This window comes from Clostridium sp. AM29-11AC (assembly GCF_003480545.1).
In the GTDB taxonomy this organism is placed as follows: domain Bacteria; phylum Bacillota; class Clostridia; order Lachnospirales; family Lachnospiraceae; genus Otoolea; species Otoolea saccharolyticum_A.
Map to the genome: position 1 here is coordinate 108,013 of NZ_QUJI01000008.1, position 22,455 is coordinate 130,467.

Sequence of the window (22,455 nt, forward strand, 5' to 3'; positions counted from 1 at the left end):
GCAAATAAAAATATGTATAAAATTTATAAAAAAAGTTGACAACAGTAATTTTTTGATGTATGATTTGACCAACAGGAAAATAATATAGGAAAATAGTTTCTTAATTTTCCGCGTCGGCTTTCCCACCAAAGGGGAAAGGTGTTTCAGTAAACAGACTGTATTTTTAACGGAGGAGGAGAACAAATGAAGAAGAGAGCGTTGTGTATGCTGATGGCCGGGCTTATGTGTGTAAGCCTTGCAGGCTGTGGTTCATCGGGAAATGGTGGGGAAACGGAAAACGCAGGTGAGGCTCAGAGCGAGGCCGCCGGAGCACAGGGGGAGAAGGAGGCTTCAGGGGAGGACGCTGTCCGCGTCTGCATTGTGTATACAGGAAATCTTGGTGATAAATCCTACAATGATTCCTGCAATATGGGTGCTCAGAGGGCAGTGGAGGATTTCGGCATTGAGCTTAAATCTCTGGAAGGAACTACCGCTCAGGAGTGGGAGGCCAACCTGGTGGCAGCCTGTGAGGAGGGCTATGATCTGATTATCGGAGCCTCCTCCAATATTGCAGATTATGTGACAAAGCATGCGCCGGACTACCCGGATACGAAGTTTGCAGTTATTGACACCACAGTGGATCTGCCGAATGTGGAGTCCATCAGCTTTGCGCAGAACCAGGGCTCTTTCCTGGCGGGAGCAGCGGCTGCCATGTTTACTCAGAAGACCGACATTGAAGGTGTCAATGAGGAGCATATTATCGGATGGGTAGGAGGAATGGACATTCCGGTTCTCCATGACTTCTATACAGGCTACGAACAGGGAGCCAAATATATCGATCCGGATATTACGATTCTTCAGGCCTTTGCGGGAACCTGGACGGACCCATTAAAGGGAAAGGAGCTTACGCTTGCGCAGTATGAGCAGGGTGCAGACATTGTCATGAACGTGGCTTCCGGTACAGGCCCAGGTGTCCTTGAGGCGGCGAAGGAAGCAGGAAAATATGCTATCGGCGTTGACTTAAACCAGGATGCCGATCAGCCGGGACATATCCTCACTTCTATGGTTAAGAGAGTTGACAACGCATGCTACCTGGTAATCCAGTCTGTTGTGGAGGGAACCTTTGAGGGCGGAACGACCCAGTATTTAAGCCTGAGTGAGGGCGGAGTCAGCCTGACCGATTTTTCCGTCATGAAGGAAGCTCTGGGAGATCAGTTCCCACAGGATATTGTGGATAAGTGCGAGGAGCTGGAGGAGCAGATCATTTCCGGCGAAATCGTTGTTGAAAACTACGAAGGCTTTGGTCCGCAGCAGTAAGGTACGGACACTGATTGCAGGAGAATCCGGCTCCGGCATGAAACGCCGGGCCGGTCTCCGGGACGAAGCGGGATGAGACGTACAGCACAGGGCGCTGTCAGAGGCGTTTAGGGAAGGAGTGCCGCAGGATTTGATTGGGAGCCGCAGGCTTCGCGTCACAGGCGGCGCTCCTTCTGTCTTGTGGGAGAAGAGACGGAGGAAACAATGAGCGAGTATGTAGTAGAGATGAGGGGCATCTCGAAGTCATTCGGCGAGGTGCGTGCGGTAAGGCAGGGAGAATTCACCCTGGAAAAAGGAGAGATCCACTCGCTGATCGGGGAAAACGGAGCCGGAAAATCGACAATGATGAAGCTGCTCTATGGAATGTACCCCATCGACAGCGGCGAATTTATCATAAAGGGAGAACGGATCTCAAAACTGACTCCCAGCATGGCTATCGCCAGAGGCGTGGGAATGGTTCACCAGGAATTTATGCTGGTCAATGACCTGACAGTGCTTGAAAACGTGATTCTGGGCTTTGAGCCGAAAAAAGGGATCACTATTGATTTTGACAGGGCCAGGAAGGAGATCCGGCATTATATTGACCAGTACAACATGGAGATTCAGCTGGACAAGAAAGTAAGCCAGATTTCTGTGGGAGAGGCCCAGAGAGTAGAGATTATCAAGACACTGATGCGGGGGGCTGATATTATAATCCTGGATGAGCCCACGGCCGTTCTGACACCTCAGGAGACAAAGAAGCTGTTTGAGATTCTTTTTAATCTGAAAAAAGAGGGCAAGTCCCTGGTATTTATTTCTCATAAGCTTAATGAGGTAATGGAGATCTCGGACCGCATTTCCGTGATGAGACAGGGAACCTACATGGGGACTGTCTACAAGGAGGAAACTACGCCTCTGTCCCTGACGAAGAGCATGATCGGAAGAGAGGTATTCTTAAATATCGACAAGAGCTATGGAAAAGCGGGAAACAGAATCCTCGATGTGAAGGATGTTTGGATTCCCAGCCAGAAGGAGTCCTCCAAGATCCGTGGAATGTCCCTTCATGTCAATGAAGGGGAGATCGTGGGAATTGCAGGAATCGACGGAAACGGCCAGTCTGAGCTGATTGAAGCCATCACAGGACTCAGGCGGGTGGAAAAGGGAAGCGTCATATTGAACGGCGTGAACATTACAAACCGCTCTCCCAGGAAGGTCAGGGAGGCAGGGCTGGCACATATCCCGGAGGATCGGAATAAGAGAGGCCTGAACCGGGAGATGAGCATTGAAAACAATCTGATTGCCGTGGAAATTGACCGGCCGCCGTTTACAAAGGGAATCCTCATGAACCGGGCAGCCCAGGAAAAATATGCCGGGGAGATGACAGAGCAGTTTGATATCCGCCCTGCTGATTATAAGCTGCCCACATCCTCCCTATCCGGAGGAAATGCCCAGAAGGTTGTGGTGGCCAGAGAGGTTTCCATGCACAAAACGCTTCTGGTAGCCTCCCAGCCAACGAGAGGCGTGGATATCGGAGCCATTGAGTCTATCAGAAATACGCTGGAGCAGGCGAAAAAACAGGGAGCCGGAGTTCTACTGATATCTGCAGAGCTGGAGGAGATTATCTCTCTGTCAGACAGGATCATTGTTATTCATGAAGGAAAAATAACAGGTGAGCTGGAGGCCGGAGAGGCCAATGAAAATAATCTGGGTCTTCTGATGATGGGCGGAGAAAAGAGAGAGGGGGGCGATGAGGAATGAGCCAGTATCTAAAGGGTTTAAGAAAAATTTTACTGACGCTTCTGCTGGCGCTGGCCATAGGAGCAGTGTTTATCCTTGCCATCGGCGAGAATCCGCTCTCGGCTTACGGGGCTGTCTTTAAGGGAGCATTCGGCACAAAGCTGGGATTCGGAACGACGATTGCAGGCTTTACACCTCTTCTTCTGACCTCCATCGCTTTTGCAGTAGCGGCCAAAGCGGGAGCATTTAACGTAGGAGTGGAGGGGGAAGTGTGTCTGGGAGGAATCGCGGCTGCCTGGATTGGAGTCAACTGCGGTTTTCTGCCAAAGCCCCTTCTGCTTCTGGCCTGCTTTCTGGGAGCTATGGCTGTGGCTGCGGCCTGGGCTTTCATTCCGGCGGTTCTTAAGGCTTACTACAACGTGTCCGAAGTGTGCGTGACGATTCTAATGAACACGGTGGCTCTCTATATCGGCTCCTACCTGGTTAGCGGCCCCATGAGCGCGGGGACTGCCAATCCTCAGTCAGAGCCTGTGCTTGTGACTCTGCCGAGGATCATAAAACCCTCTTCCGCCAATGCAGGTGTGTTCATCGCAGCCGGCGTGGTGGTGCTTGTCATCCTGATGCTTTACAAGACAAAGTGGGGATATAAAATCCGTACAGTCGGCACGAATCCATACCATGCGGATTATGTGGGAATTGACTCCAAGAAGGTATTTATTAATGCGATGCTTCTGTCTGGAATGCTGGGCGGAATTGCCGGATGTATCGAAGTTTTAGGCGTTCACGGCTACTATCTGGACAACTTTGCAAAGGATCTGGGAACCAACGGAATGCTGGCTGCCCTGATTGTCAAATCCAACATGATCTTTACCCCGTTTCTGGCCTTCTTCTTAGCTGCGCTGAAGGCAGGAGCCATGGCGATGCAGCAGTCTACGGGAGTTCCCAAGTCCATTGTAGACACCATCTCAGCCATTTTTATTATCGTGGCAACTATGGAGCTATTGTTCCAGTTTAACGGAAGGAGAAAGCTGAGGGCAGTTCAGAAAGCGCAGGCACAGAGCGGGGAAGGCTTAGACGGAACACAGTCCGCAGGCGGCGCAGAGAAGGAAGGGGGAAGGAAATAATGGAGCTTTTTGAAAATCTTGGAAAGATCTTTAATGTGTCCCTTATATATGCTACATTCCGGGCGTCCACGCCGATTATTTACGCAGCTCTCTGCGCGGCGATCACCCAGCAGGCGAATATTCTAAATATCGGAACAGAAGGAATCATGCTGGTGGGAGCCTTCACAGCTGTGGCAGTCAGCTTCTTTACAGGAAGCTGGATCGCAGGCGTCCTGGCAGCGATGGCCGGAGGTGCTGTCATCGCCATGATCATGGCTGTAGGCCACATTAAGTATAATTCAGAAATCTGCGCTATCGGCATGGGCATTAACCTTCTGGCTATCGCCATGACAAAGTTTCTGATGCAGGTGCTGTTTAAGACAAACGGAACTTTCTCAAACCCGGATATTGTCCCGATTCCGAGAGTTCACTTTGCCTTTCTGGAGGACGTGCCGGTACTCGGCGAGCTCTTAAATGACTGGTGCTTTACAGAGTGGTTTGTGATTTTGTTCATTATTATTCTGCAGTTTCTGTTTTACAAGACAGTTTGGGGACTGAGGCTGAGAGCGGTGGGGCAGTTCCCCATGGCAGCCCAGACGGCCGGAATCCGCGTCAATGCGGTGAAATATCAGGCCATGCTGATTTCGGGTCTCATCGGAGGTCTGGCAGGCGCACACCTCTCTTTGGGGTACAGCACACAGTTTGTAGAGAATATGACTAATAACCGCGGTTTTATGGGTGTAGCCGCCATGTACTTCGGCGGAGCGAACCCGGTGTTTACAGCCATCGGCTGTCTGCTTTTCGGCTTTTCCGATTCTATCGGGGCCAGACTTCAGGCTTATGGCTTTCCGGCCCAGTTTGTGCTGATGATGCCGTATCTGGTGACTGTGCTGGTGCTGGCAGTGTCCATGGCGCTGAAGATGAAGGCGGCCAGAAAGAGAGAGTCGGCGCTGCTCACAAGATAGGCAGCCGGGACAGGCTACATAAAAGCGGAATACAGAGAGAAATGATGGAGGAGAAGAGATGGAGAGGGAGAAGACAAAAATTATTCTGGACTGTGATCCGGGGCACGATGATGCAGTGGCAATTCTGATGGCGGGCAAGAGCCCTGCGATTGACCTTCTCGGAATTACGGTGGTAGCGGGAAATCAGACTCTGGAAAAGACCCAGATCAATGCGCTGAATGTGGTTCAGTGTCTGGGACTTGACGTACCTGTGTATGCAGGATGCGGTCAGCCCATGATCCGGGAGAAGATGACAGCCGGAGACATTCACGGAGAAACAGGACTTGACGGTCCGGTATTTGCGCCGCTTACAAGGAGCGTGGAAAAGGAGCATGCAGTCTCCTTTATCATAAGGACGCTGATGGAGTCAGACGGGGATATTACCATGGTGACCACGGGGCCGATGACGAACCTGGGCATGGCAATCCGGATGGAGCCACGGATTGTACCGAAGATTAAGAGGATTGTCCTGATGGGTGGAGCCTACACAAACGGAAATGTGACTCCCGCTGCAGAGTTTAATATCATCGCAGATGCAGATGCAGCCTACGTGTGCTTTACGGCAGGACGCCCGATTACGATGATGGGGCTTGACGTGACGAGAAAGGCCCTGTGCTATCCGTCAGTGGTGGAACGTATGGGGAAAATCGGAAACAGAGCATCGAAGCTCTTTGTGGATCTGATGGGGCATTTCTGCAGGACTCAGAAGGAGGTATTCGGATGGGAGGGAGGACCTCTCCACGATCCGCTGACGATCGCCTGGCTTATTGACAGCAGCATCGTAAAGACGAAGCCCATGCATGCAGAGATTGACATCAGAAGCGTTCAGTCTTACGGAAGGACCAACTGCGATTTCTTCGGCTATCAGAAGATGGAGCCCAACGCGGATGTGGGCATTGATATCGATGCGGAGCGGTTCTGGGATCTGGTGGAAAAACTGATCCGGATGTATAATTAGGAGGCTTGGGCATGAGGGATTTGAAAGAGGTTCTTCTCGAGAACAGAGACAAGTATATAGAAGTACTTAAAGAGCTGGTGGCCATCGATACTCATGACCTGGGACACGGGATTGACGGAGGGCTTGAGAAGGAGGGGCAGGATTATATGATCCGCCTGTTTGACGCCATGGGCGCCGAAACTGCCGTGGATCCCATGAAGGAAGAGGATATTGTGCGCTGCAGTGAACTGTACCAGGAGGGAAATCTGGGGCATAATCAGAAAGACAGGTACAATGTCTATGGCAGATTTAAGGGCAGGGAAGGCGGAAGGAGCCTGATGTTCAACAGCCATATTGATGTGATGCCGGCAGATGAAGCTGATGAATGGACGAGTCCTCCTTTTCAGCCTGAGATACGGGATGGAAAAATGTATGGGCGCGGAACAGCGGATATGAAGGCAGGCCTTGCAGCCTCTGTCATGGCGGTGCAGCTTTTGAGGGATGCAGGGCTTTCAGAGCTGCCTGGCGATGTGGTAATCACCTCTGTCTGCGACGAGGAGGGCGGAGGAAACGGTTCCATGCAGGCTATTATGAGCGGCCAGAGGGCCGACGGAGTAGTAGTGTGCGAGGGCACCAGCGATGAGCTGATTCTGGCACATATGGGATTTGTGTTCTTTAAGGTGGAGTTTGAGGGAAAGGCCTGTCATTCCGGCGGAAAGAAAAATGGAGTCAGCGCCATCGAGAAGGCTGTCAGGGTGATGAATGCCCTGAATGATAAGGAGCATGAGTGGCTGCTGTCCTACAAACACCCCCTTCTCCCCGCTCCGAATCTGAATGTGGGAGTGATAAAAGGAGGAAGCGCCGGCTCCACAGTGGCTGGTGATTGCGAAATTTCCGTCTGCGTCCACTATCTTCCCGGACAGATGAGCTATAACCAGGTGGTAGAGGAGTTCACAGATACGGTGAGACGGACGGCTCTGGCAGACCCCTGGATGGAGGAGCATCCCCCGGAGGTGTCTATCTACCAGGCGGGAGGAGGCTTTGAGATGGAGGAGGCTCATCCTTTTGTGGACAGCTTTAAGGAGGCCTACAGAAAAGCCAGAGGAAAAGAAGTGAGAGTAGTCGGCTCGCCGGCCGGCTGCGACTCCAGACTGTGGAGAAACATTGCCGACTGTCCGACGGTACAGTTTGGACCGGGAAACCTGGCCCAGTGCCACGGAATCGATGAGTGGGTGAGTATTGACGCCTACCTGGAAGCAATTCTTATCTATGCAGAGCTGATTTTGGAGTTCTGCAGAGGGGAGAATGACCTGAGGACAGAATAAAACCTCCAGGGACAGCGGAGAAACAAGACAGAAGGAAACAGAAGAAAGATAAACAGGCGAAAGACAGAAAAAAGGAAATAGATAAAAGGAATAATTTAAAACAACAAAATCAGGAGGAAAGACAATGGGAAAGAAGATTTTGCTTGCAGGGGAATCATGGATGAGCTATACCACACATGTGAAGGGATTTGACACCTTTTATACATCTGTCTATGAGACAGGTGAAAAGTATCTGAAGGCAGCTATGGAGAAGGGCGGCTATGAGTTTGTATTCCTTCCGAATCATCTGGCTATGGAGGAGTTCCCATTTACCATGGAGGAGCTGGAGGAATACGATCTGATCATTCTCTCAGACATTGGCGCAAATACCCTTCTGCTTCCCACAGCTACCTTTACGAGAAGCGAGATGAGGCCAAACCGGTGCAATCTGCTCCGGGACTATGTGCTGGAAGGAGGAGCCCTTCTGATGGTGGGAGGGTATATGACGTTTTCCGGTGTGGACGGCAAAGGAAAATGGCAGGATACGGCGGTACAGGAGGTACTTCCGGTTCAGGTGCTTCACACAGACGACCGCATGGAGCACTGCGAGGGCGTAAGGCCTGTGACGGTACAGGATCACCCGGTATTAAAAGGACTTGACAGGGAGTGGCCGAGAGTTTTAGGATACAACAAGACAATTTTGAAGCCGGAGGCAGTAGAGGTAGCTTCTGTCTGCGGTGATCCGTTTATCGCTCTTGGCGAATACGGAAAGGGACGGTCTGCAGCCTTTACGACAGACTGTGCACCTCACTGGGCTCCGCCTGAATTCTGTGAGTGGAAGGGATACGATATACTGTTCCAGAATCTGGCCAGATGGCTGATGCGGGAGGAGTAGGAAGGCAAAGACAATATGGCGGTATGCTCCCATAAAAGAGGCGGACTGTCCCGGACAAAAAATGACAAGGTGGTTAAACAGATGAAGGTACTGAATTTTGGATCGTTGAATATTGATTATGTGTACAGCCTGGATCACTTCGTGCAGAAAGGAGAGACGATCTCCTCAGAGCGGCTCGATATATTCAGCGGAGGAAAGGGATTGAACCAGTCCGTGGCTCTAGGGAGAGCGGGGGCCGAGGTGTACCATGCGGGAGCAATCGGACAGGACGGAGAATTTCTCATAGAGCTTCTCTGCGAGGCTGGAGTCAGGACGGAATTTGTCAGAAGGCTTGATTCCATCCGCACGGGAAATGCCATTATACAGAGAGATAAGGCAGGAGATAACTGTATTATCCTCTACGGCGGGGCGAATCAGAACATTGAACGGACACAGGTAGATGAGGCCATTGGCTTTTTTGAGGCAGGGGATTACATTGTGCTGCAAAATGAGATCAATGAGATGGCCTATATTATGGAAAAGGCTCATGAAAAGGGCATGAAAATTGTGCTGAACCCTTCGCCCATGGATGAAAAAATCCTCGCTCTCCCCCTCTCCTTCGTAGATCTGTTCATTCTGAATGAGATTGAGGCCTGCCAGCTTCTCGGGCTTTCCGGGGAGGAGGGAAAGGATGCCGCATCCAGAGGGGAGGAGTTTTTAAGAAAACTCTCTGAGCGGTTTCCACAGGCGATGATCGTTCTGACGCTGGGAGAGATGGGGGCGGTCTGCATGGACGGGCAGGAGACGGTGAAACAGCCCATCTACAAAACCAGGACAGTGGATACCACAGCGGCGGGAGATACCTTTACAGGGTATTTTGTGTCCGGCCTGATGAGGGGGCTTTCTGTGAAAGCGTCCATGGATCTGGCCGCTAGGGCTTCTGCAATCACCGTGTCGGGCCTGGGGGCAGCTCCGTCCATTCCGAATCTCGACCAGGTGATGGAGAGAGAGTTCGGGATTTAAGAAAAAACAAGAGAGTCGCCTGCCCTTTGAAACCGGTCAGGCGGCAGCGTGCAGAGGTAAAGGAAAGAGCCGGCTGGATACCGGAAACGGAGGAAGCGATCAGGGAATGAAAGCAAAAACAGAAATTAAGATGGGGGAGAGGAGAAGACGCCCCGTTATCATTGACTGTGATCCTGGCCATGACGATGCCATGGCCATTCTTTGGGCCCTGTCGTCGGAGGAGCTGGATGTAAAGGCTGTGACGACTGCTGCAGGAAACCAGACGATCCAGAAGGTGACGGACAACGCGCTGAGAGTACTTGAAAAGGCGGGACGGTCAGATATTCCGGTGGCAGCCGGGGCGGACAGGCCGCTGTTTCGCCAGTTTGAGAGGGGTGGAGAGCTGATTCACGGAGAAAGTGGGCTGGACGGCCCAGGCCTTCCGCCGGCGGAAACGGAAAAGAGCCCTAAGACGGCTCTGGCTCTGATGACAGAGATTTTAGAGCAGTCCCGGGAGCCGGTGACAATCGTGGCCATAGGGCCGCTGACAAATGTGGGAGTGCTTCTCCTGTCCAGGCCGGACCTGAGGGAACGGATCGAAGTTATCTCTATCATGGGCGGAGGGACAGTGGGAAACTGGACGCCGGCTGCAGAATTCAATATCTATGTGGATCCGGAAGCTGCGAAGGCAGTGTTCTCCTCCGGCGTTCCCATCCTCATGGCAGGTCTTGACGTGACACAGAAGGCATATGTGACCAGGGAGGAAAATGAGAGGCTCCGGGCGCAGAAGGATGCGATCTCCGTGTTTGCTGCAGAGCTGATTGATTTTTACAGCCGTTATCATTATGAGGTGGAAGGCTTTCCGGGCTGCACGCTCCACGATCCCTGCGCAGTGGCCGTGCTGCTCCACCCGGAGCTGTTCGAGATAAAGGACTGCAATGTAGAGATTGAGACAGCAGGAACTTTTACCTCTGGCATGACTGTGATCGATGCCGTCGGGTATCAGGAAAAACTGTTCAAAAAGAAGCCGGTTCACAATGCAGGCGTGCTCTTCCAGGTAGACAGGGAAGGCTTTGTAGAACATTTTTTGGAGGCCATGGGAAGGCTGGGAAGCCTGATTTCCCAGGAGGTCGGAGGAAGGAAAGGCTCAGGTGAGGAAGATGAGAGATCATAAGCTGGCAGAGGAGGCTGTCTCTCTGCTGAGAGAGCTGCTGGAAATCCCCACTGTCAACGGAAGGAATGATGAGGGGGCGGCTGCGGAGTATCTGGATGCCTATTTTAAGCGGTATGGAATCGACAGCCGGGTAGACAGGATTGATGACAGACATGCCAACGTCATTGCATGGATACCGGGGCGGGACGAATCGGAAACGGAAATCTGGAACGGCCATTTGGATACGGTCCCCTACGGGGATCCGGCACAGTGGAGTACTGATGCAGGGAAAGCGGCGGAGAAAGACGGGAGAATTTATGCCAGAGGAGCTTCTGATATGAAAAGCGGTCTGGCAGCTATGGCCTTTTCCCTCACCCATCTCCCGGAAAAGCCTGAACGGAATATTCTGTTTATAGGAACCTGCGATGAGGAGAAGGGAGGGATTGGCGCAAGGCGTGTTCTTGAGGAAGCGCAGATGCCCCAGGCCAGGTTTCTGCTCATCGGGGAGCCTACGGCCCTGCGCCCGGGAGCAGCTCAGAAAGGGTGTCTGTGGCTTCGGATTCTCGTCAGGGGAAAGACCTGCCACGGGGCTTATCCAGAGAAAGGAGCCAATGCGATTCACGGAGCAGTCCGGCTGGCCCGGGAGATAAAGGCATATACAGAGCAGTTTACCCATCCGTTCCTGGGCAGTTCGACGGCGCAGCTCAACTGGATTAAGGGCGGCCAAGCTTTCAATATGGCGGCGGACAGCTGCGAGGCGGTGATGGATATACGCATGGTTCCGGGACTCACCTGCGAAATGGTCCTGGAGGCTGCAGAGAGGGCAGCCGAACGGCTTAGGGAGGAAAATTCTCACTTTACGGCTGAATTTACCGTGGAGAACAGCCGCCGGGCCATTGAGATCCCCGGAGACTGCCCGGAGATGAAACGGCTGCGCGGCATTTTGAAGCGCCGGGGACTTAAGGAAGACAGTATCGGAATCAGCTTTTTTACAGATGCCTCTATTCTGGCCAAAGAGGATCCGGGAATGAGGGTTCTGTTGTTTGGACCCGGAAAGCCGGAGCTGGCTCATCAGCCGGACGAGTATGTAGAGACGGAAACTTATATTCAGGCGGCAGAGATATTCACGGAGCTGGCTCTTGGAAAGGCAGAGTAGCCGGAACTGGGAGACTGAGACTTTCGGTGAGGCCTGCGAAGCAGCGCCTGTTCACGCTGCCTGGCCTGTACCAGTCATGAAAGATTTCCCCTTCCGGCAATACCCTGAAATGGCAGTGTGGCAGAATTCCTGCAGAAGGTGCTATAATGAAACCAGCAGAAACTGGTTTCTGCGGAGAGTGACCTGGGAGGAATGAGAATGTTTGATCGGGATGGATATATGGCTTTCGTGGGAGAGAAAAGCAGGAATAGCTATGCCAGCGGCCTTAACAGAATAGAAAATTTATACGCAGCAGATATTGATGAGCAGTATCAGAGGGACTGCTGCCGTGCTCTGCTGGAGCAAATCGAGGAGGATAAGAAACGCACTGATTTAAGCCGCCAGGAACTGAAAAGCCGCAGTGACATGGCGTCCCACCTGAGACGGTATATAGCGTTTAAGGCTGGAATTATCCCGGCAGCCGGCTCCACGCAGCCGGCTGCCCCGGATTCAGTGAACGAAAAAATCCGTATGGTTATCGAAAAATACAAAACTGAGTTTGCAGAGACAGACAGTAAGGAACGCTACAAATGGGAGGGAATCGGCTGGTACAAATCCCATTGGAATATAGATGCCCCCGATTTTGCAGCCATGGCTGAACTGGCGTTTCGAAAGATGGCGAATTTGCTGACCTCCGGTATGTACTACCCCTACAAGATGCTGGTGGAATTCGCACAGGCAGATCCGGAAGCGGTCAGGGAACTGTTTCGCATGCTCTACAATGAGGAGCTTCCCCTGGCTCAAAGATATACTGCGTTCAGGGAGGGGTTTGAGAACTACATAAAACAGAGAAGGAAACAGGAGACGGATCAGAACAGGACCTTACAGCATTTTCAGGATCTGCGTGCCGTTATGGTATATCTCACATGCGAATATCCGGAAACATACTATCTGTTTAAATCCAGAGTGTTTGCAGCTTTCCGTGATCGGATCGGCTATGTGGAAGAAAAACCAAAGCAGAAATCGGTGGTCTGGAAGGTGGAAAGCTATACCCGGATGTGCTGGCTGATCCTGGAGGAAATTCAAAAGGATCCGGAGCTTATGGAAATGAGCCGCTCCCGTTTAGACGATGACTGCTATCAGGATGAGGCATACCATCTTCTTACGGCAGACATTGTATTCTTTGGAAGCGTATATATGTCTGAAGAGGAGTTTAAGGGAGGAGACAGGGAGACTCCCGCAGCGGACGCCTGTCCTGATTCCGGAAAGGAAGCCGCAACAGACGTTGGCCTGAACACCATTCTTTACGGCCCTCCCGGAACCGGAAAGACTTATCACACAGTGATTTACGCCGTGGCAGTTATTGAAAACAAGGAACTGGCCCAGGTGGAACAGGAGGCGAAGAACAATTACCCGGCTGTTCTGGGACGCTACCGTTGGTACAGGGAGCAGGGACGGATCGAATTTACAACATTTCATCAGTCCTACGGGTATGAGGAATTTATCGAAGGGATCAGGCCTGTGGTTGCTTCCCCGGACGGTACAGAGGGGGAATCCGGCGAGATCCAGTACGGTGTGGAGCCTGGCGTGTTTAAGAGATTCTGTGAAAAGGCCCAGCGTCCAGGCCCTTCAGGAGCGGAGAATTTTGGCTTTAACGAGTATCCCAGCATCTGGAAGGTATCCCTGTGGGGAACCGGCGATAACCCGGTCCGCTCAGAGTGCCTGGAACACGGCCATATCCGTATCGGGTGGGACGGATATGGAAAGGATATTACGGATGAAACAGACTTTGCCGATGGCGGCAGTGCAGTTCTGAATGCGTTTATGAACCGTATGAAGATCGGAGACATCGTATTTTCGTGCTACAGCTCCACCACCATCGATGCGGTCGGTGTTGTGACAGGTGAATATGAGTGGCACGACGAGTACGGCACCATGAAACGGCTGCGGAAAGTCAAATGGATTGTGAAAGACATCCGGGAAAATATCCTTTCCATCAATGGAGGCGTTACCATGACACGGGCGTCTGTCTACCGGCTTGGGAAGGTGTCACTTGACGATGTATACCAGATTATTGAGAAATATCATCCGGCGCCGGCCGCTCCCATGGCAGAAAGCCGTGAAAATTATGTTTTCATCATTGACGAGATCAACCGCGGCAATATCTCGAAAATTTTCGGCGAACTGATTACCCTGGTGGAACCGGCAAAGAGATGGGGGAGGCCGGAAGGCATGAAGGTGATGCTGCCCTATTCTCAGAAAGCCTTCGGCGTACCTGAAAATGTCTATCTCATCGGCACTATGAATACGGCTGACCGTTCTATCGCAGCCATAGACACAGCGCTGCGCCGCCGTTTTTTTTCAGGGAGATGCTGCCTAATCCGGATGTCCTGTCCGATATTTTTGTAGAAGATTTGTCTGTTGCGGAGATGCTTGACCGCATGAACAGGAGGATCGCGGTTCTGTATGACAGGGAGCATACCATCGGTCATGCCTACTTCATGCCCCTGAAGAAAAACCCGACGATAGAGGTTCTGGCCGGCATTTTTGCAGACAGCATCCTTCCCCTTCTGCAGGAATATTTTTATGAGGACTATGAGAAAATCAGGCTGGTGCTCGGCGATAACAGAAAGACAGATGCAGAGGAACAGTTTATCACGGTTAAACCCAACGACTACGGGGAACTGTTCGGTGATACAGAGGTTGGCCTGGATGACGGGTGCAGTTATGAGGTGAACGATTCTGCATTCAGCAATATAGAGGCTTACCGTTCCATCTAAAGGAAAAAGAAGCGAGGTGCGGCAGTGAAGCCAGTTTATCAAATTAAAGAGTATGGTTCGTTTATTTCCGAAAAAGAGGCTGCCGGCTATGAGACTCTGCCGGAATATATCTTCAGGCAGCTGGAAGATTTCATCCTGACAAGCCGCAGCAGCGATACGGATGCTCTGGAACTGATGGGGATTTCCGCAAAGAAGGGGATTGGCAAGGTTATCACAGCGAAAAATTATGTCGGAATCATCACATTGAAGGATGGGGCGGTTATTGAAATAGGGCTACCGCAATCCCATTGGCTTTAGACGGTGGGTTAAGGTAGCCAAAAGTGGTGGCTCGTGCTATACTTGTGTTACGGGAACGTGGAAATCAAAAAACAGACACAAGTATTTGTTACAGTATCATATTATTTTCGTATGCAAGTATAGAAAGAAATTGCTGATGCCAAAACAAATAGCAGATGATATAAAGCAGTTTTCTTATGATTGTTTCTTATTAGGAACGCTGTAAATACAAGGCTTTTCGGAGCCTGCAATCCGAAAAAAATAATATTTGATCTATCACATTACGCAGAAAGCCGTCCAGGTGCTATCTTGGGCGGCTTTTTTGCGTGGATAGACCGGAAGGAGGCAGAAAAATAATTACAGAAATTTAAGCTCGAAAATTGTGCAACTTTCACGAAAAGGAGGTTAGTGAATGGCAGATGAAAAACTGAACACGGGCCCCGAGGTGCAGAAAATTGAAGAGGCCCCCGCGCCCGCTGTGGCTGATCCGGCCCACGGGGAGGCCCCCGTTCCCGAACACCCGCCGGAACAGGCCGGGCCTGCCGAGCCCGGAGATGTGGTAATCTCTGCGGAGCAGATTGACGCGCTCATGGCAGAAAAGCGGCAGGCGGCCCGGGCCGAGGTGGAAAAGGCAGAGGCATCCCGTGAACAGGAGGCCGGGGCTCCTGCGCTGGATCGTCCTGCCGCTGAAAGCGAGAAAGCCGAAAAGCCGCGCCGGGGCCGTCCCCCTAAGTCTGATAAGACGGAGCGCACCGGGCCGGAGGCTGAAAAGGCGCCCAAAAAGGCCGGGCCCCGCAAGGGCCGCCCCTCTAAGGCTGACAAGGCGGCCCCCGACAAGGCCCAGCCCTCACAACGAGACAAATTGTCCCGAAGTGGCGGGAAAGCTCCCGAAGCTCCTGTTCCCCCGGATGCCGGAAAGGATACGCCCGCAAAGGAGGCCGCTCCCCCGGAGCAGGGTGTGACGGAGCCGACTGCGCCGCCCCGCCCTGTTGAGGAGGGAAAGCTGGTCTATCTGAAACTTTCCGAGCTCCATCCGTTCCATACATTCCGCCCCCATCCGTTCAAGGTGCGGGACGATGCCAAAATGCAGGAAACCGTGGCATCCATCAAGCTCAACGGCGTTATGGTGCCCGGCCTTGCCCGCCCGGAAAAGGACGGAAACGGCTATGAGATTGTGGCAGGCCATCGCCGCTGCCGTGGCAGCGAACTGGCCGGGCTGGAGGAAATGCCCTTTATTGTCCGGGATATGACCGACCACGAGGCGGTGGAGGCCATGAAGGACAGCAACAAACAGAGGGATCAAACGCTCCCCAGCGAACTGGCCGCCCTTTTGGATCCGGAGGTAGAGGACATCAAGCACCAGGGCTCCCGGCTGAAAGGTGTGGCCGAGGGCGATGTGGGGAAACGCTCGGTTGAGATTGTGGGCGAGGCGCATGGCATGAACTATAAAAAGGTCATGCGGTATCTGCGCCTTAACCACCTTGTCCCGGAGCTCATGGATAAGGTGGACGATAAAAAGATGGGCTTCATGCCTGCGGTGGAGCTTTCCTATATCAAGCCGAAAAACCAAAGGCTGATTGCCGTTTCCATTGACGGGGAACAGGCGTCCCCCTCTCTGGCCCAGGCGAAACAGCTCCGGGAGCTGGATAAGGAAGCCACCTTGACCCATATCCTTACGCGGCAGGAGTATTGCGGCGATGTAGTCAACTTCAAGACCACAAAGCATTTCCGGGACAAGCGGAACCACTATGTAGACCGGAGCCAATGGCAGATAACCGAAAATGTGCATGAGCCAATTATTGACCGCGCCGACTTTGAAACCGCACAGCGGATTTTGGAAAACGCGCCCGTCAGACGCCCCAACGGGGACGGGGAAATTCACCCTTTGTCGGGCTTGCTTTTCTGTAAGGATTGCGGCGCAAAAATGCACATCCGCATAGATTACAGAAACGGCGGCAAGCGGCACGTTGCCTATTGCAGCGAGTACCACAAGGGGAAAGCCAAAAAACCCAAGTGCCATTCCCCACACATCATTGACGCTGACTTGCTCATGCAGACCGTTGCGGAAGTGTTGAAGAAAATCGAGGACTACTCTATCAGCAACCGGGCGGAGTTTGAAGCCTTAGTGAAAAAGAGCCTTGCCATGCAGCAGACCGACCAGACCAAGAAGCAGCAGAAACGTATCCCGCAAATCACGACACGCCTTGAACAGATTGACAAGGTGCTGAATAAGCTCTATGAGGACAACGCCCTCGGCACTATCCCGCAAGACCGCTATGAGCAAATGTCGCAGAAGTATTCGGAAGAATACTACACACTGAAAACGGAGCTTGCCACACTCCAAGAGCAGCTATCCGCTTATGAGAACGCGGGAGGGCGGGCGCAGAAGTTTTTGAAGCTGACGGAACGCCATGCCGCCTTTACCGACCTTACCCCCGCCATTCTCAACGAGTTTATCAGCAGGATTGAAGTGCATGAGCGCGACCAGAAAAGGGCAAAATACGCAATCCAGCATATCAGCATATATTTCAACTATATCGGCAGGTTTGAGAACGAAGTGACGCAGCTTGCAGAGCCGACAGAGCAGGAAATCCGGCAAATGCGGGAGGAAATCGAAGAAGCCAAAAAGGAAAAGAGCCGCGCCTACCACCGGCAATATTCAAGGGAGTACCGGGCGCGAAACCTTGAAAAGCAACGGGAGTATGAGCGTATCAAGGCGCGGGAATACCGGGCAAGGAGAAAGGCGCAGGCCGCCGCCGCACAGCCCGCACTGTAAACAGAATAACCGACAACAAAGAGGGATTTTCCGGCTACGGAAAGTCCCTTTTTTGCGCCCGGAGAAAGGAGCCGCCTATGGCAGAACAGACCCCCGACAGTATCATCACGACACAGAGAAACGGGCAGACCATTGTTGCGGAGTTGTTTTTCAATCACAGCAGCACAGAAACATTCCGCGACAAGCTGCTCAAGACGATACTTGCCGACAGTTCGCGTTTATCCGCGTCTGACGGTCAAGAGCCGGAAAAATCGGAAATTTTGCGATAACAGCCGCCCCGACGAACCATTCCCCGTCCGGGCGGTTTTTATCGTCAAAAACGCCGTTTTCTCCAAGTCAAGAGCCAGAGAAAACACCCGAAAAATGCCCCTATTGCGTAACAAGGGCATGGAAAGGAGCTTGCATGAGAACAGGGCTTACCAAGCAGGAAAAGACCACCGATATTTGGTTTGACGAGAAAGACCCCCTTATCCATATCCGCACCCACAACACTGCCTTGAAAAAGCGTCTGCTTGCATACAGCCGCCGTTATCCGGCGATCTGCCAGCAGACCGACGCAGACCCGGAAACGGGCTGCATGGAGTTTGACATTGAGAAAGGCCGCTTCTCTTTCCGTCTGACCGCCCCATACAGTGAGGAACGCCGGGAAGCGGCGCGACGATATGCCAGAGAAAATAATGTTTCTAACAGGCTGAAATGATGTAGATTTGTTCATGTGTTTCTGCTATACTTTAATTGGTATTGAACGGCTAAATAGACAAAACATAAAGGGAGTGATGATATGGAAATCGTGTTAAACTTTTTGCTGAATTACATTACATTGGCAGTGGCAGGTATTGCATTTGTTATAATCCTTGTTGTATTGTTTGCAAAAAGGAAGTCACTGTCCAGAAGCACCAAGCTAATCTTCACTGTTCTGCTGATAATCCTTGCAGTCTATTTTGTTTTTATCATTTGGATTACGATTGCTGCGGGAGGAAATCAGCCAGCAAATCCCCCTACGCCGATTATTCCTTAATGGATAATAGAGAAAAACATCAACGAGTTAATCGTTTATACCCACAAGGGCAGCCGAGAAAATCGACTGCCCTTTTTCCATGCCTATGAGCAGAAAGGAGCGACCACCCATGACGAAACCGAGGGAGAAAACCCGCGAGGAATTAACCGCCGAGATTGAGGAAGGCAAGAAGAAAATCCGGCAGTTTGAAAACCGGGAGAAAATCATCAAGCAGAAGCTATCCATTGCAGACGGGAAAGAGCTTGCCAGCGAGGACATTGTAAAGGCCGCAGCCCAAGCCGGAATATCCGAGAGAACAGTTAAAAATGCCCGCCGCAACCTTGATACCCAGATAGAAGTCATACGCTGGGGAAATCAATGGTACTACCGCAGGAACGAAGCCAAGAGTGCAAAGTAAGAATGCAATCCGTAGATACCTTTGCATTGTTGCACCCTTGCACCCTTACCCGATATGACCGCCTCATGTGCCGACCACATGGGGCTTTATCTTTGAAAGGAGAGCCTATGAACAATGAAACCAGCAAGACCAGCACCCCCGCAGCCGCTTCCCCTCTGACCGTCAAACCCGACCTTGTGAAGAACATCGGCGGCACGACCTTTGACATTCATATCCATTTCAGCGAAACCAGCCGGGAAACCTTTACGGACAAGGTTGTGCGCCTTATCCAGAACGACAACGGTGATGAAACCGCTTAAAAGCAAGATACTTTTTTCTTGTTCCTTATTGACAAAACCCGAAAGGCGGGGTGCTCTCCCAGGTGGGCTCTTTCTTACAGCGGCGCGGGTATCGGATCAAGGTATTCAATTCCATTGATTTTTCAAAATCCATGCACTACAATCCGCTGGCCTATATCAAGAATGAGGCCGACATCCTTAAATTTGTGGATGCGCTGATTTCCAATACCAAAGGCGAGGGTAAGGAAGGCGATCCGTTCTGGACGAAGGCGGAAACGCTTTTGTACTGCGCTTTGATTGCCTATATCATTTTCGAGGGCCTTGCCGAGGATCGGAACATGAATACACTGGTGGATATGATTTCCGGCATGGAAGTAAAGGAGGACGATGAAAACTACTTAAACGCTGTGGACTATATGTTCAAGGGGCTGGAAAAGCGCAAGCCGGACTGCTTTGCGGTCAAGCAATACCGCAAATATAAATTAAGTAGCGGCAAAACCGCAAAATCGATCTTGATTTCCTGCGGGGCCCGCCTTGCGCCCTTTGACATCCCCCAGCTCCGGGAGATTATGTCCTATGACGAGATGGAGCTTGACCGCATCGGGGATCGGAAAACGGCGGTGTTCTTTATCATTTCGGACACCACGCAGACCTATAACTTTCTTGTGGCGCTGGCCTTTTCGCAGATGTTCAATCTTTTGTGTGAACGGGCCGACAATGTTTTCGGAGGCCGCCTGCCTCACCATGTACGGGTGCTGTGGGACGAGGCGGCCAACACGGGACAGGTGCCCCAGCTCGAAAAAATCTGCGCGGTAATCCGCTCCCGCGAGGTATCGCTGACGCTCTTTTACCAGCAGTTGGCGCAGTGCAAGGCCATTTACGATAAACACGCGGAGACAATTCTCGGAAATATGGACAGCGTGGTATTCCTGGGAGGCCGTGAGGCCAGCACCATCAAGGAAATATCGGAAAACTGGCTGGGAAAGGCCACAATCTCCATGCAGACCGACAGCCGCTCCCGTGGGCAGTCGGAAAGCTACAGTCAAAATAACCAGCGGCTGGGCCGGGAGCTGATGACACCCAGCGAGCTGGCTACCATGCCCGGGGACAAGTGCATTTTACAGCTTCGGGGCCTGCCCCCGTTCTACTCCCCGAAGTATGATCTGAAAAAGCACCCGAATTATAAATACACGGCTGAAGCCGACAAACAGAAAAACGCTTTTGACCTCGACAAGCTCATAAACCGCCGCAGGCGGCCCGGGCTTAATGAGGCGTGTGAGATGTATGAGGTGGCTGTGCCGGACGATGCGCTCACGGAAGAGGACGAGGACATCCTCAACTATGACGACATCGACGATCCAGACGCCTTTGCATAAATGGACTTTGGGACAAAGTGTCCCGAAGCTGTAACCTGCCGCCAGTGATGGCGGCTTTTTTCATGGCCGGGGAACACCCGGAGAAATGGAGGCTCTATGCAGTTCTTTTCTTCCGCTATTGATACTTTGCAGACTCTCGTTGTTGCGCTGGGCGCTGGTTTGGGCGTGTGGGGCGTTGTCAATCTTCTGGAAGGTTATGGGTCCGACAATCCCGCGGCAAATGCTCATGTACGGTAAAGTATCACAAGAAAATTATGTCGAATTGACAGCCGCCTCCGCTATACCGAATAAGGAAATAAAGAGTCCTCAAATTTTGCGCTACTAAATGAAGACGAGCGGAAGTAATCTCCCGCTCGTCAGTAAACTTAACTATGCCATATCAATCCCGCTTCTTTCCCGCCACCGGCACTAAGAACAGCGCGGGCAACAGCAGGAAAGCGGTACAGACCAGCCCCCAGGGTATGGACACCTGCTGGGCTACCAGCCCCACAATAGGCCCGCCGATGATCTGCCCGAAAGAGTCCAGCTGTCCGCTGGTGGAAAAGACTGTGGCGCGCATTTTCTCATCCACATGGTCGTTCATCCAGGCGGCCAGCACAGGCTCCTTGATGGTGCGCATAAGCCCCGCCAGCAGGAACACCAACAACATGAACCAAAAGCTCCGCCCCACCGCGAAGAGAACCAGGCACAGGATATACCCGGCGCTGGTGGACATGACCACACTGGTTCGGCTGACAGTCCCTTTTTTCTCCATGCGGGCGATGAGCAACTGAGAAGCCAGAATACCTAAGCCGTTGCCGATAAGACTGATAACACCGAACCAAGTGACGCTGTTCAGCGGCCCGATAACGGGTATTACCGTGTCATCCAGAAAATGAGCGGTGGAGAGCCGGTCAAAGCCTTCACTGGCAAGTCCCCCGCATAGTGTGATTGCTAAGAGCGCCAGCAACACAGGTGCGCCTTTCACAAAGCCCAGGTTGAGCTTGAACAGGCAGACAAAGTCTTTAAGCAAGCCCTGCCGTTCCTCAATAGCAGGGGAGAAGTTGGTTTCTGGCATGATGCGAACCATCACCAGCCCCAACAACAAGCACAAACTGCCCCCCAAGATGACAGGCATTTGCAGGTTTATGTTTCCCAGCAGTGTGCCCAGCACCACGCCCAGAACGCCGCCGATTTGCCCCATTTGACTGCCCCGCAGGAACACCTTGTCTATGGGTTTGTCCTCTTCCTCCGAGGCAATCCACGCCTCCAGAGCGCCGGTGATGAAGGTATCACCGCAACCCCAGACAACCTGGGCCAGCAGAACCGGCGCGAACCACGGTAGCGCACCCTCCATCAGAAAGCCCAGGCCGTAGAGGAACATTCCAATCAGCACCGAGCGCCGACGGCTATACAAATCCGCCACCACACCGGTGGGTATCTCGAACAGAAAGCAGGAGGTCTCCAGAACCGTCCCTACCAGGACAAGCTGGAAAGCATCCAGCTGCACCACCTCCAGGTGGTACACGATGGAAAGCACTGTGGACATAGAAACCGCCAGGGAACAGACAAATCGGAACAGCAGGTAGACAGAATATGCCTTTGAATTTTTAGCAAACATGAAGTTACATCCTCCTAGTATAATAATGGTGTAGTCAAGAACGACTACTGGTTAATAGTTACAAAGTCCAATCTAATAAATCTATATAGATATAACGGAAGGAGGAGTTCCCCCTCCATCAGAAGTTATAGGACATATTTACCGTGTCTGAGGTTTCCTTAATGCACCAGACAAAATATAGAGGTATAATCACTGAAGGCAGGATCATTGACGTTTCCTCCTTGGGAGCCGGCCTTCTGGCTGGCGATACCTCTTAGAAAGTCTGTCAATCCTTTCGGTGGTGATTTATGTTTTGGCTGGTTGGGAAGCCTCAGGCTATACCTGTATAAGCCGCTAGGTTGTGTATCCACCCTTTGGAATTGGATGCCTGCCGGAAAGACTAACTATTAAAAGTCAAGTCTAAAATGAAGATTTTTGAATGAATTGCGGG

The 22,455-nt window shown here is 52.0% G+C and carries 20 protein-coding genes and 2 pseudogenes; 21 read left to right on the forward strand and 1 reads right to left on the reverse strand.

Annotation, left to right across the window (positions count from 1 at the left end):
* Nucleotides 1-183: 183 nt before the first annotated feature.
* The 21 genes and pseudogenes from DW757_RS08190 to DW757_RS08295 form a co-directional block, all read left to right on the forward strand.
* Entirely contained in the window at nt 184-1,296 is a 1,113-nt protein-coding gene (locus tag DW757_RS08190) for a BMP family ABC transporter substrate-binding protein (RefSeq protein ID WP_087383392.1), read from the forward strand.
* 204 nt (nt 1,297-1,500) lie between these two features.
* Nucleotides 1,501-3,033 carry an ABC transporter ATP-binding protein gene (locus tag DW757_RS08195; RefSeq protein WP_087383389.1) on the forward strand — a complete coding sequence of 511 codons (1,533 nt, stop codon included), beginning with the start codon at nt 1,501-1,503 and terminating at the stop codon, nt 3,031-3,033.
* The gene (locus tag DW757_RS08200) at nt 3,030-4,136 is read left to right on the forward strand and encodes an ABC transporter permease (RefSeq protein ID WP_087383387.1); all 1,107 of its coding nucleotides are present in this window, start codon (nt 3,030-3,032) and stop codon (nt 4,134-4,136) included. The genes DW757_RS08195 and DW757_RS08200 overlap by 4 nt, the downstream gene beginning before the upstream one ends.
* Nucleotides 4,136-5,080: an ABC transporter permease gene (locus DW757_RS08205; protein WP_118751466.1), complete on the forward strand. Its 945-nt coding sequence runs from the start codon at nt 4,136-4,138 to the stop codon at nt 5,078-5,080. Before DW757_RS08200 ends, DW757_RS08205 begins: the two co-directional genes overlap by 1 nt.
* A 58-nt stretch (nt 5,081-5,138) precedes the next feature.
* Nucleotides 5,139-6,077 (forward strand): nucleoside hydrolase, encoded by a 939-nt coding sequence (locus DW757_RS08210; protein ID WP_087383381.1) that lies wholly within the window; start codon nt 5,139-5,141, stop codon nt 6,075-6,077.
* 11 nt (nt 6,078-6,088) lie between these two features.
* Nucleotides 6,089-7,381 (forward strand): ArgE/DapE family deacylase, encoded by a 1,293-nt coding sequence (locus DW757_RS08215; protein ID WP_087383379.1) that lies wholly within the window; start codon nt 6,089-6,091, stop codon nt 7,379-7,381.
* A gap of 124 nt (nt 7,382-7,505) precedes the next feature.
* Nucleotides 7,506-8,255, forward strand: a complete 750-nt coding sequence (locus DW757_RS08220) for a glutamine amidotransferase (RefSeq protein ID WP_087383377.1) — start codon at nt 7,506-7,508, stop codon at nt 8,253-8,255.
* An 81-nt stretch (nt 8,256-8,336) separates the two neighbouring features.
* Nucleotides 8,337-9,257 carry a ribokinase gene (locus tag DW757_RS08225; protein WP_087383504.1) on the forward strand — a complete coding sequence of 307 codons (921 nt, stop codon included), beginning with the start codon at nt 8,337-8,339 and terminating at the stop codon, nt 9,255-9,257.
* A gap of 106 nt (nt 9,258-9,363) precedes the next feature.
* A complete protein-coding gene (locus DW757_RS08230) occupies nt 9,364-10,410 on the forward strand; it encodes a nucleoside hydrolase (RefSeq protein WP_243033529.1) in 1,047 nt (348 codons plus the stop codon).
* Nucleotides 10,397-11,545 carry a M20 family metallopeptidase gene (locus DW757_RS08235; RefSeq protein WP_087383374.1) on the forward strand — a complete coding sequence of 383 codons (1,149 nt, stop codon included), beginning with the start codon at nt 10,397-10,399 and terminating at the stop codon, nt 11,543-11,545. The genes DW757_RS08230 and DW757_RS08235 overlap by 14 nt, the downstream gene beginning before the upstream one ends.
* A 198-nt stretch (nt 11,546-11,743) precedes the next feature.
* Nucleotides 11,744-13,933 (forward strand): AAA family ATPase, encoded by a 2,190-nt coding sequence (locus DW757_RS08245; RefSeq protein ID WP_347559975.1) that lies wholly within the window; start codon nt 11,744-11,746, stop codon nt 13,931-13,933.
* Between the two features lie 32 nt (nt 13,934-13,965).
* Nucleotides 13,966-14,304 (forward strand): hypothetical protein, encoded by a 339-nt coding sequence (locus DW757_RS18010; RefSeq protein WP_347559976.1) that lies wholly within the window; start codon nt 13,966-13,968, stop codon nt 14,302-14,304.
* A 24-nt stretch (nt 14,305-14,328) separates the two neighbouring features.
* Nucleotides 14,329-14,601, forward strand: coding sequence for a hypothetical protein (locus DW757_RS08250; RefSeq protein WP_182433276.1), 273 nt, complete (start codon nt 14,329-14,331; stop codon nt 14,599-14,601).
* Between the two features lie 391 nt (nt 14,602-14,992).
* The gene (locus tag DW757_RS08260; protein ID WP_118751467.1) at nt 14,993-17,356 is read left to right on the forward strand and encodes a DUF4368 domain-containing protein; all 2,364 of its coding nucleotides are present in this window, start codon (nt 14,993-14,995) and stop codon (nt 17,354-17,356) included.
* 77 nt (nt 17,357-17,433) lie between these two features.
* Complete coding sequence (locus DW757_RS08265; RefSeq protein ID WP_087385016.1) at nt 17,434-17,625, forward strand: transposon-encoded TnpW family protein; 192 nt, start codon at nt 17,434-17,436, stop codon at nt 17,623-17,625.
* 134 nt (nt 17,626-17,759) lie between these two features.
* Nucleotides 17,760-18,056, forward strand: coding sequence for a hypothetical protein (locus tag DW757_RS08270; protein ID WP_087385017.1), 297 nt, complete (start codon nt 17,760-17,762; stop codon nt 18,054-18,056).
* An 81-nt stretch (nt 18,057-18,137) separates the two neighbouring features.
* Nucleotides 18,138-18,374 (forward strand): hypothetical protein, encoded by a 237-nt coding sequence (locus tag DW757_RS08275; RefSeq protein ID WP_087385019.1) that lies wholly within the window; start codon nt 18,138-18,140, stop codon nt 18,372-18,374.
* 109 nt (nt 18,375-18,483) lie between these two features.
* Nucleotides 18,484-18,771 (forward strand): hypothetical protein, encoded by a 288-nt coding sequence (locus tag DW757_RS08280; RefSeq protein WP_087385021.1) that lies wholly within the window; start codon nt 18,484-18,486, stop codon nt 18,769-18,771.
* Nucleotides 18,772-18,878: 107 nt separating this feature from the next.
* Nucleotides 18,879-19,070 carry a transposon-encoded TnpW family protein gene (locus DW757_RS08285; RefSeq protein ID WP_087385022.1) on the forward strand — a complete coding sequence of 64 codons (192 nt, stop codon included), beginning with the start codon at nt 18,879-18,881 and terminating at the stop codon, nt 19,068-19,070.
* A 35-nt stretch (nt 19,071-19,105) separates the two neighbouring features.
* Nucleotides 19,106-20,425, forward strand: a pseudogene (locus tag DW757_RS08290) (type IV secretory system conjugative DNA transfer family protein); the annotation flags it as partial.
* Nucleotides 20,426-20,521: 96 nt separating this feature from the next.
* Nucleotides 20,522-20,650, forward strand: a pseudogene (locus DW757_RS08295) (Maff2 family protein); the annotation flags it as partial.
* A 154-nt stretch (nt 20,651-20,804) separates the two neighbouring features.
* Here DW757_RS08295 and tet(40) read toward each other — a convergent pair.
* Complete coding sequence (gene tet(40), locus DW757_RS08300; protein ID WP_024407615.1) at nt 20,805-22,025, reverse strand: tetracycline efflux MFS transporter Tet(40); 1,221 nt, start codon at nt 22,023-22,025, stop codon at nt 20,805-20,807.
* Nucleotides 22,026-22,455 lie beyond the last annotated feature (430 nt).

Bases quoted from the DNA above. Each gene is read 5' to 3' on its own strand.
- DW757_RS08190 (WP_087383392.1), top strand. From the start codon at position 184: ATGAAGAAGAGAGCGTTGTGTATGCTGATGGCCGGGCTTATGTGTGTA.
- DW757_RS08195 (WP_087383389.1), top strand. From the start codon at position 1,501: ATGAGCGAGTATGTAGTAGAGATGAGGGGCATCTCGAAGTCATTCGGC.
- DW757_RS08200 (WP_087383387.1), top strand. From the start codon at position 3,030: ATGAGCCAGTATCTAAAGGGTTTAAGAAAAATTTTACTGACGCTTCTG.
- DW757_RS08205 (WP_118751466.1), top strand. From the start codon at position 4,136: ATGGAGCTTTTTGAAAATCTTGGAAAGATCTTTAATGTGTCCCTTATA.
- DW757_RS08210 (WP_087383381.1), top strand. From the start codon at position 5,139: ATGGAGAGGGAGAAGACAAAAATTATTCTGGACTGTGATCCGGGGCAC.
- DW757_RS08215 (WP_087383379.1), top strand. From the start codon at position 6,089: ATGAGGGATTTGAAAGAGGTTCTTCTCGAGAACAGAGACAAGTATATA.
- DW757_RS08220 (WP_087383377.1), top strand. From the start codon at position 7,506: ATGGGAAAGAAGATTTTGCTTGCAGGGGAATCATGGATGAGCTATACC.
- DW757_RS08225 (WP_087383504.1), top strand. From the start codon at position 8,337: ATGAAGGTACTGAATTTTGGATCGTTGAATATTGATTATGTGTACAGC.
- DW757_RS08230 (WP_243033529.1), top strand. From the start codon at position 9,364: ATGAAAGCAAAAACAGAAATTAAGATGGGGGAGAGGAGAAGACGCCCC.
- DW757_RS08235 (WP_087383374.1), top strand. From the start codon at position 10,397: ATGAGAGATCATAAGCTGGCAGAGGAGGCTGTCTCTCTGCTGAGAGAG.
- DW757_RS08245 (WP_347559975.1), top strand. From the start codon at position 11,744: ATGTTTGATCGGGATGGATATATGGCTTTCGTGGGAGAGAAAAGCAGG.
- DW757_RS18010 (WP_347559976.1), top strand. From the start codon at position 13,966: ATGAACAGGAGGATCGCGGTTCTGTATGACAGGGAGCATACCATCGGT.
- DW757_RS08260 (WP_118751467.1), top strand. From the start codon at position 14,993: ATGGCAGATGAAAAACTGAACACGGGCCCCGAGGTGCAGAAAATTGAA.
- DW757_RS08265 (WP_087385016.1), top strand. From the start codon at position 17,434: ATGGCAGAACAGACCCCCGACAGTATCATCACGACACAGAGAAACGGG.
- DW757_RS08270 (WP_087385017.1), top strand. From the start codon at position 17,760: ATGAGAACAGGGCTTACCAAGCAGGAAAAGACCACCGATATTTGGTTT.
- DW757_RS08275 (WP_087385019.1), top strand. From the start codon at position 18,138: ATGGAAATCGTGTTAAACTTTTTGCTGAATTACATTACATTGGCAGTG.
- DW757_RS08280 (WP_087385021.1), top strand. From the start codon at position 18,484: ATGACGAAACCGAGGGAGAAAACCCGCGAGGAATTAACCGCCGAGATT.
- DW757_RS08285 (WP_087385022.1), top strand. From the start codon at position 18,879: ATGAACAATGAAACCAGCAAGACCAGCACCCCCGCAGCCGCTTCCCCT.